The organism is Nostoc sp., from assembly GCF_036919675.1.
In the GTDB taxonomy this organism is placed as follows: Bacteria; Cyanobacteriota; Cyanobacteriia; order Cyanobacteriales; family Nostocaceae; genus Nostoc.
In genome coordinates, this window is record NZ_JBALCP010000010.1 from 1 (window position 1) to 8,323 (window position 8,323).

At 46.2% G+C, this 8,323-nt stretch carries 8 protein-coding genes and 1 pseudogene; all 9 read right to left on the reverse strand.

Annotation, left to right across the window (positions count from 1 at the left end):
• Window positions 1–108: 108 nt before the first annotated feature.
• The gene (locus V7K49_RS00790; protein WP_334874931.1) at window positions 109–996 is read right to left on the reverse strand and encodes an alpha/beta fold hydrolase; all 888 of its coding nucleotides are present in this window, start codon (window positions 994–996) and stop codon (window positions 109–111) included.
• A 103-nt stretch (window positions 997–1,099) separates the two neighbouring features.
• Window positions 1,100–1,705, reverse strand: coding sequence for an MOSC domain-containing protein (locus V7K49_RS00795; RefSeq protein WP_335204125.1), 606 nt, complete (start codon window positions 1,703–1,705; stop codon window positions 1,100–1,102).
• Between the two features lie 19 nt (window positions 1,706–1,724).
• Window positions 1,725–2,474: an SDR family oxidoreductase gene (locus tag V7K49_RS00800; protein WP_335204126.1), complete on the reverse strand. Its 750-nt coding sequence runs from the start codon at window positions 2,472–2,474 to the stop codon at window positions 1,725–1,727.
• Between the two features lie 64 nt (window positions 2,475–2,538).
• A complete protein-coding gene (locus V7K49_RS00805; protein ID WP_334874935.1) occupies window positions 2,539–2,826 on the reverse strand; it encodes a hypothetical protein in 288 nt (95 codons plus the stop codon).
• Between the two features lie 354 nt (window positions 2,827–3,180).
• A complete protein-coding gene (locus V7K49_RS00810; protein ID WP_335204127.1) occupies window positions 3,181–4,092 on the reverse strand; it encodes an SDR family NAD(P)-dependent oxidoreductase in 912 nt (303 codons plus the stop codon).
• A 105-nt stretch (window positions 4,093–4,197) separates the two neighbouring features.
• Window positions 4,198–5,775: a GMC family oxidoreductase gene (locus V7K49_RS00815; RefSeq protein ID WP_335204128.1), complete on the reverse strand. Its 1,578-nt coding sequence runs from the start codon at window positions 5,773–5,775 to the stop codon at window positions 4,198–4,200.
• A 222-nt stretch (window positions 5,776–5,997) separates the two neighbouring features.
• Window positions 5,998–6,810 (reverse strand): alpha/beta fold hydrolase, encoded by an 813-nt coding sequence (locus V7K49_RS00820; protein WP_335204130.1) that lies wholly within the window; start codon window positions 6,808–6,810, stop codon window positions 5,998–6,000.
• 114 nt (window positions 6,811–6,924) lie between these two features.
• Window positions 6,925–7,482 (reverse strand): DsbA family protein, encoded by a 558-nt coding sequence (locus V7K49_RS00825; protein WP_335204131.1) that lies wholly within the window; start codon window positions 7,480–7,482, stop codon window positions 6,925–6,927.
• A 410-nt stretch (window positions 7,483–7,892) separates the two neighbouring features.
• Window positions 7,893–8,156, reverse strand: a pseudogene (locus V7K49_RS00830) (IS701 family transposase); the annotation flags it as partial.
• Window positions 8,157–8,323: the final 167 nt, after the last annotated feature.

Genomic DNA, 8,323 nt, shown 5'->3' on the forward strand with positions numbered 1-8,323 from the left:
AACTATTTTTTCTCGAAGTTCGACAGAATATGACTTCATTTAAAAGTATTTATATTTTAATCTAGTGTACCTCATAACAGACGGAAGTGCTGTATTTCCCAGCCAAAACTATTTGTTACTAGTGGTTAGCTTGGTATTTTCTACAACATGAGTGGTCAGAAAGCGACGAATATGGTCTGCGATCGCGTCCCCATCTTCTTCCAAAGCAAAATGTCCGGTATCGAGTAGATGGAACTCAACATCTTTCAAATCACGCTGGTAGGGATAAGCACCGTCAGCAGGAAAGATGTAGTCGTTCTTGCCCCAAACAATCAGGGTAGGGGGTTGATACTGGCGAAAATACTCCTGCCATTGGGGATAGAGTGGTGGATTCGTACCGTAGCTATACAGCAGTGCCAGTTGAATTTCACCGTTGCCGGGGCGATCGAGGAAATGTTGATCGATAGTCCAGGTATCGGGGCTGATCGCTTCTAGATTGCGAACACCGTTGGTATATTGCCACTTCGTTGCTTCCAAGGTGACAAGATATGTGAGCTTTTCAGCATTCTCAGGCGATCGCTCTTGCCAGTATGCCTTAATTGGTTCCCAGAATTCGCGCAGACCTTCCTCGTAAGCATTGCCATTTTGAACAATCAGAGATTGCACGCGCTCTGGATATTTAGCGGCAATTCGATAGCCAATAGGTGCACCATAATCCATCACATAGAGGCTGTACTTTTTGAGATCGATCGCAGCAATGAATTTCTCCACAATCTCAGCCAAGCGATCAAACGTGTAGTCAAACTCATTTACTATAGGCATCGAACTGTTGCCGTAGCCAGGGTAGTCAGGAGCAACGAGATGGAATTTATCAGCAAGGGCAGGTATGAGATTGCGGAACATATGAGAGGAAGTTGGGAAGCCGTGCAATAGCAGAATCGTCGGATGATCACGAGAACCAGCTTCACGGTAGAAGATGTCTAAACCATCAATCGAAACTGTGCGATTTGTAGTCATGGGATTACTCCTTGTAAGTGTATAAAAGTGACATGATGGCGTTTTACAACAGGTTGATCTATCTCACATCCTGACGATGGATCTGCTCCTGAAAGTAATCCCGCTAGCTTTCAGGTAACGCTTTTAGTTGAGCGGCACGATGCAGTAACTCTGGATTGTTTTGCTTACGAACATAAAGCTGAGTGATATCAGCAACTGTAATATTGTTAGTATCTCGACTAATCAACTCTAAAGTGTCTCCGACTCCAACTTCGCCCTTTTGCAAAACCCGAAAGTAAAATCCGGTGCGACAACTGGTGAGAAATCGTTTCACCATATCCGATCGCCCAAAGCGAATCCCTAGTTTGTAGCAGGGTAAACGCGGTTGAGTTACCATTAGTTCCACACTGCCGATTTTAAAGCGATCGCCAATGTTCAATTCTTCTTCTCTCAATCCTGTGACTGTGAAATTTTCACCAAAGATTCCTGGCGTTAAATCTGTGTCAGGCAATTCGCTTCGCCAGTAATCATAATGTTCAAATGGATAAACATAAACGGCTTTGTCAACTCCGCCATGAACGGTGAGATCCGCTTGTCGATCGCCATCTAAATTGAGTTCGCGCACCATCACTCTCGAATTAACTGGCTCTTTGAAAATTCCAGTGCGGACGGCTTTTCCTTTCCAGGGCACTTCACGCGGCAGGCCAACATTAACAGAGATAAGCTTCATCTTTAACTGCTTTTGGACTTCAAATCTGTGCCATACCACCATCGACAAACAACTCAATGCCGTTCACAAAGCTGCTGTCGGCTGAAGCGAGAAAGACAACGGCTTTGGCAATCTCATCGGGTTTGCCGACTCGTCCCAGTGGGATGGTGCTGGCTTGGCTGTCCACGAATTCTTGCAACTGCTGGTCATTCAGTCCCAAATGATCGTAACCAGGAGTCGGAACCACACCAGGGCTAATGGCATTCACTCGGATCTTGCGTTCTCTGAGGTCGAGTATCCAATTCCGAGCAAATGATCTCACGGCGGCTTTGGTGGCGCTGTAAACACTGAAAGCTGGCGTACCTTTTATAGAAGTAATCGAAGCATTCAGGATAATAGAAGCGCCATCTGGCAACAGTGGCAGTGCCTTTTGTACGGTGAACAGCAAACCTTTAACGTTTATGTTGAATGTTTTGTCAAAGTGTTCCTCAGTGATTGCTCCAAGTGGGGCAATTTGTCCACCGCCAGCATTAGCGAAGATGATATCGAGGTGTCCTTGCTCTTGCTTAATAGTGACAAACAGACGATCAAGGTCTGCCAAATTAGAAACATCGCTCTGCACAGCCGTAACATTTTTACCAATGGCTTCTACAGCAGCATCCAGTTCGACTTGGCGACGACCCGTGATGTAGACATAGGCACCTTCAGCAACAAACTGTTTAGCTGTGGCAAGACCGATACCACTGTTGCCACCCGTGACAAGGGCGATTTTTCCTTCTAGTTTTTTCATTATGTTAATATAATGGGGATTTTGGATTTGTGTGAACCATTGAAATGTTATCGGTTCTGTTGCATCACAGCTTTGAGAACAGCAGATTTAACCCTTCAGTCATTATTGGATGAGTTAAAACGCCATCGCGCAAAACGGTATAAAGCATCTGAGCTTGCATTCCCATCTGCACCGTCGAAATCATTTCACCCCCTGCATGACACAACAGTGAACACCCAAGAATTCGACCCGTCCCAGTATCTGCGATCGCCTTCAACAGTCCATTGGTTTGACCCGAATGGCACGCTTGTAAAGCCCAAAGACTTATTGTATCCTCGTTCCCAGCCTGGAGGCTGGGAACCAGTTGGGGCAAGGGCTGTATCTTAACAAGCGTGCCATTCCTTACATCTCCTTTGATTGACCTGCTTAATGACGCTGCTTGAGACCTGCAACGAGATCGGTCACTTGACGTTGAGCCTCTGCGCTCAGTGAGTCAAAGTCGTCTAAGAAGAATTGACGTTCTAGCGTTAACTTCCGGGTATTGAATAACCCTTCGATCTGCCAACCTTCGCTCCGCTTTAATTAAATCTGCTGCTTTTTCGCCAATCATGATGGTGGGTACATTCGTATTTCCCGTGGTGATCGTGGGCATGATGGACGAAAGGCTGGCAGGCTTACGACCGGCAATTCGTTCATCAACAGCGTGAAGCTCACTGTTACTGCCAGGTCAAGCGAGCAGGCGCAACGATTCATTCCAGAGCCGATCGGCATTGTCTGGGTTCAGGGCGTAGGGGGCAACTCCGCTCATATAGCCGTTCCCGTTGGTGACGAGAGTGGCTTCATTGCAGTCCTCGAAATAGCGTCCGCCAACGCCCTTTAGTAGCGGAGAGGTTGCCAACAGAACGGAAGTTGCCGCACCCTGCGCTATTGTCTTCTGCCGCTCAGGTGGGGTTCTAAGACCGCCCGTATGACGCTGGAGGTTGGTTGCGATCGCCCCGGGCATCAGGGCATTAGCGGTAATGCCATCCTTGAACCAGCGCGCAGTAGCACCCACAGCAAAGAGGATGCTTGCGGTCTTGGACTGTCCATACGCCAACCACGGATCATAAGGACGGAACATGAAGTGAATATCATCGAACACAATGGGCGACATCAGGTGCCCGCTAGAACTAACCAACACGATACGGGCGGCACCCTCTGCAGCGAGAGCGTCGTGTAGTCCGAGCGCTAGGGCAAAGTGTCCGAGATAGTTAGTGGCAAATTGCATCTCCCAGTCTTCGGGTGTGCGCTGTTCGGGCAGTGCCATTACCCCTGCATTATTAACGAGGATGTGCAGCGGCTCACGCCAGGCAGCAATGAACTTGGCAATTGAGTTGCGATCGCTTAAATCAAGCGGAGCAACATGAATATTCCGGTTCCCAATAGTAGCCATAATGTCAGCCGCGACTTGCGCTCCAGCATCGGTATTACGCACAGCTAGTGTGACAATCGCTCCAGTTTGAGCCAGTGCCCGCGCCGTTTCTACGCCGATGCCCGACGCGGCTCCCGTAACGATCGCCCGCTTGCCGGAAAGATCAATTCTTTTTACGACCTCGGCGGCGGTGGAATGTCGTCCGAATGGTGTTGTAATCAGTGCCATTGTGTATTCCTTTACAGAGGTCGAGTGTTCTGTTTGCCTAACATCGACCGATAAACGCTCAACAGGTATGATAATCTGAGATTGAGCAAAGACGATCACCCGTTTCTAAATAGATGAATACGCCGGATTTTGGACGTTAGATTTGCTGAGAACCGTTCGTGCTGTGCGACCTGCTTTAATTAAATCCGCTGCCTTCTCACCAATCATGATGGTCGGTGCGTTCGTATTTCCCGTGGTGATTGTTGGCATGATGGAGGCATCAACAACTCGCAATCCTTCAACCCCATGTACCCGCAACTCAGGATCGACCACTGCCATTGGGTCAATGCCCATTTTGCAAGTGCCAACGGGATGCCACACTGTGCTGCAATTGTTGCGGATATAAGCAACGAGTGCTTCATCACTCTGAACTTCAGCACCCGGAGCAATTTCTGCACCACGAAACTCATCAAAGAAGTTGCTATGAAACAATTGCCGCATTAATTTAATTCCCTCAACCAGCTTCTTCACATCGGTTTCATTTTGCAGATAGTTCATCCGCAACATCGGTGTGTCTTTAGGATCAGGCGTTCGCAAACCGACACTGCCAATATTTTGCAGATGGGTCAAAGCGACTGCACCCGTAAATCCAAATGCCGCTGGAGCATAGCTAGGGGGTAAGAGCTGAATGGAACCGAATAGAAACTGTAAATCGGGTGCAACCGCTGAATTCCACTTGCTATGCAAAAATAATCCAGCTTCCCCGATACTACTGGTGCTGGCAAAGTGTAAATCTTGAGTTGCCTGGTATACCACAGGAGAGAAAATGTGGTCTTGCAGGTTTTGACCAACACCTGGCAGCTCGACGACAACAGAAATCCCTAATGTTTGTAAGTGTGCAGCATCCCCAATACCGGATAGCATTAGCAGCTTGGGCGAATCGAACGCGCCCGCACTTAAAATCACTTCCCGCTCAACCCTGACTTGGTGCAGCATTCCCTCGTGCAGATATTCCACCCCAACGGTGCGGGTTCCCTCAAACAACAATCGAGTGACCAATGCCCCAGTCGTTATGGTCAAATTGCGACGCTGGAGAATGGGCACAAGGAACGCAGCAGCAGCACTGTGCCGTTTACCCTCCTTGATAGTTTGCTGATAGAGTCCGGCTCCTTCCTGCTGCGTACCGTTGAAATCAGGATTGTAGTCAAATCCCATTGCCACAGATGCCTTTATAAATCGTTGAGAAATTGCAGTAGGCGCAATGAGATCGGTAACGCTCAACTCCCCATCAACTCCGTGGTAGGCGGAGGCACCGCGTTGCTGATGTTCAGATTTCTTGAAATAAGGCAAGACATCCTGGTAACTCCAACCGGGATTTCCCAACTCCTGCCAATGATCATAATCGTGATGATTGCCTCGGACATACATCATGAAATTAATCGAACTGCTGCCTCCCAAGACTTTGCCACGGGAACAAAAGATTTTGCGATTATTCAAGAAGGGTTCTGGTTCAGAGAAATAGCTCCAGTCCACCTCTGAGCCTAGTAGATTGATGCACTCCGCTGGGATGAAAATCTCTGGTTTCGTATCTCGGTTACCCGCTTCGAGTAGTAACACAGTTGTGTCACTGTCTTCGGTTAGACGATTGGCAACCACACAGCCTGCCGAACCTGCACCGATTACAATGTAGTCATAATTAGTCATAAAGTTCTGTTTTTCTGTTATCTGCAATGGATAAATGGAGTCACGAATGAATTCATTTAAAGAGCGATTGCTGAGATACTGTTAGTTATTTGATTTACAACACCCGATTTGCTGAATTTAACTGCGTACCAATGGTGTATCCACCAAATGTTCTGCCAGAAACCAAACTTGCGTCTGATTGGTTCGCAGGACTTAGCTCACTAACAAATCGTTAAATTGGGATTACTTTACAGCAGTGCTTGCTGCTTCAATCACTTTGGTAACCTCTTTTGGATGAGAGATAAAAGGAACATGACTGGAGTTAACTTCGGTTGTCTTAGCACCAATCCGTTTAGCCATAAATCGTTGAAGTTCAGGGTTAATGGCTCGATCGCTTTGAGTCACGAGAAACCAGGAAGGAATCGTTTTCCAGGCGATTTCATTCACTGATTGCTCAAATGCTGCGCTAGCGATCGGCTTTTGGGTTGCTGCCATCACTCGCGCCTCAGCCTTCGATACGTCCTGGGCAAAAAATTCGTGAAACTTTTCGCGATCGACATAGAGAAAGTTTGCAGCATCAGATACGATCGCTGTGCTAATCGGAGCTGCTGCATACTTTTTATTCAAATCACTCGTCTTTTCACCGACATCTGGTGCGAAGGCATTAACATAAACCAGAGCTTTCACCTGTGGATTGCCAGCCGCCGCACCCGTGATCACATTTCCACCATAGGAATGTCCGACCACAACAACGGGACCTTTCTGATCGTCAATCACCCGCTTTGTCGTTGCCACATCATCAGCAAGAGAGGTGAGCGGAATCTGCACAGCAGTCACTCTATAGCCATCCTGCTCCAACAATGGAATGACGTGTTGCCATGATGTCCCGTCAGCAAAAGCCCCATGAATGAGAACGATCGCAGGTTTAGAGTTGGACGCTTGAGGTAATTCCCTGGAGGTGGCTGATGTTGGATGCATTGATATTCCAACGACAACACTTAATGCAAATAACCACAGCAACAATTTTTGAACTTTTTTCCATGTAAAAACCATCATTGCGATCGCCTCTGTATTCTTGCTAAATTGCTCAAATCTCTGGTTCTTGTTGTCTATATAGAAGTTATGAAATACTCCCCGCTGAAATACTTGTTGGGATAAGCATCAAAAACCTTAATCATTTGCAGCAACAACGGCTGCCATTATCTGCTCAACAGTCCAGCGATCGAGATAGCGAATTCCATTAATAAACAAAGCGGGTGCAGCCTCCACTCCACTTCGCAGTCCACCTTCGATGTCTACATTGATCTGATTGACATACGCTCCCTTGGATAAATCCTGCAAAAATTGAGAAATATCAAGTCCTGAACGATTGGCATACTCTACTAGATAGCCATTTCCCAACTCCTGTTGATGGATAAACAGCATCTCATGCATTTGCCAAAACTGCCCTTGAGCCGCTGCGGCTTCCGCGGCTTCCGCTGCCCGTTGAGCATGTGGATGAATCTGTACCTGAGGAAAATGACGGAAGATAAAACCTAAATTGTTTTCTCCAAACGAAACCCTCAATTGCTGTTGAGCAACTTTAATCAATCGATAGACGTTGGCACTTTGAAAACATTCATAATCTCCATACATAACAAATACTACAGCAGCATTCAGTACACCTTGGATATGATCCTGAGTTGAAGGCGGAACGAATAGAGAACGATTATCACGGTCGTAAGTCATCTTTCGGTTTATATTAAGCAAACTTAAGCCTTACAACCCAAGTGCACCAACGTTGCTATGGATTTAATATAAACAATTGACCATCTCTTGTCGTCCACTCTGGGTTGGCATTTTTGTCCAATCGAGTGATGGATGAACCTGTCCATCTCGCAGTGGAAGGTTGTCTCTAACTTTAGTTGGAGTCTAAAGGCAATCTAAAGGGAAAAGGTAAAGGTTCACTCCCCTTCCCTTTTCCCCAAGGCAAACACATCCTAATTGAAAGTGATGGCGAATAATGCCTTATAGAATGAGTCAGTTCAATTATTTTCTGGATGAATATATAGACTGTTGAGGGAAAAAGCAGATATTGAAATTATCCAAATTCAATAATGTAGGACTTACGCATTGACAAAAAATGTCATCCATGTGTACTATGCGGCACAAGTATTGGTGAGGTTTTCCAGAATGTACTCACGCACAACTAAAGTGAATAGGTTCCTTTGCAATTCATACCAATTAGAAATTATGTTTTGAGAGCGCATGAACTCCAAGCGAACAAATGCTTGAAGTGAACAAAATATGTGTGTTCTAATAGCACAGCTATCTCTCACCAGGAATCGACAAATACCACATACTTGTTTTATCGCTCTGTGAAAACTTTCAATTCCCCAATGGATATCATGAATTGTGATATAGCGGTATGCATTTGAATGAGATACGAATCGATGTACTATAAGGTTTCTGTACTGAAATTAATAGTTACTTAAAAAACTTGAGGCTGGTTCTAAGTATTCAGTAAGACAGTAGCAGCAATGAGTGAACCAGTTATGAATATTTTGGAGAGAGATTTTTTGAAAAGCCG

Coding starts and splice junctions, on each gene's coding strand:
- V7K49_RS00825 (WP_335204131.1), bottom strand. CDS start 7,482: ATGACTTACGACCGTGATAATCGTTCTCTATTCGTTCCGCCTTCAACT.
- V7K49_RS00790 (WP_334874931.1), bottom strand. CDS start 996: ATGACTACAAATCGCACAGTTTCGATTGATGGTTTAGACATCTTCTAC.
- V7K49_RS00795 (WP_335204125.1), bottom strand. CDS start 1,705: ATGAAGCTTATCTCTGTTAATGTTGGCCTGCCGCGTGAAGTGCCCTGG.
- V7K49_RS00800 (WP_335204126.1), bottom strand. CDS start 2,474: ATGAAAAAACTAGAAGGAAAAATCGCCCTTGTCACGGGTGGCAACAGT.
- V7K49_RS00815 (WP_335204128.1), bottom strand. CDS start 5,775: ATGACTAATTATGACTACATTGTAATCGGTGCAGGTTCGGCAGGCTGT.
- V7K49_RS00810 (WP_335204127.1), bottom strand. CDS start 4,092: ATGGCACTGATTACAACACCATTCGGACGACATTCCACCGCCGCCGAG.
- V7K49_RS00820 (WP_335204130.1), bottom strand. CDS start 6,810: ATGATGGTTTTTACATGGAAAAAAGTTCAAAAATTGTTGCTGTGGTTA.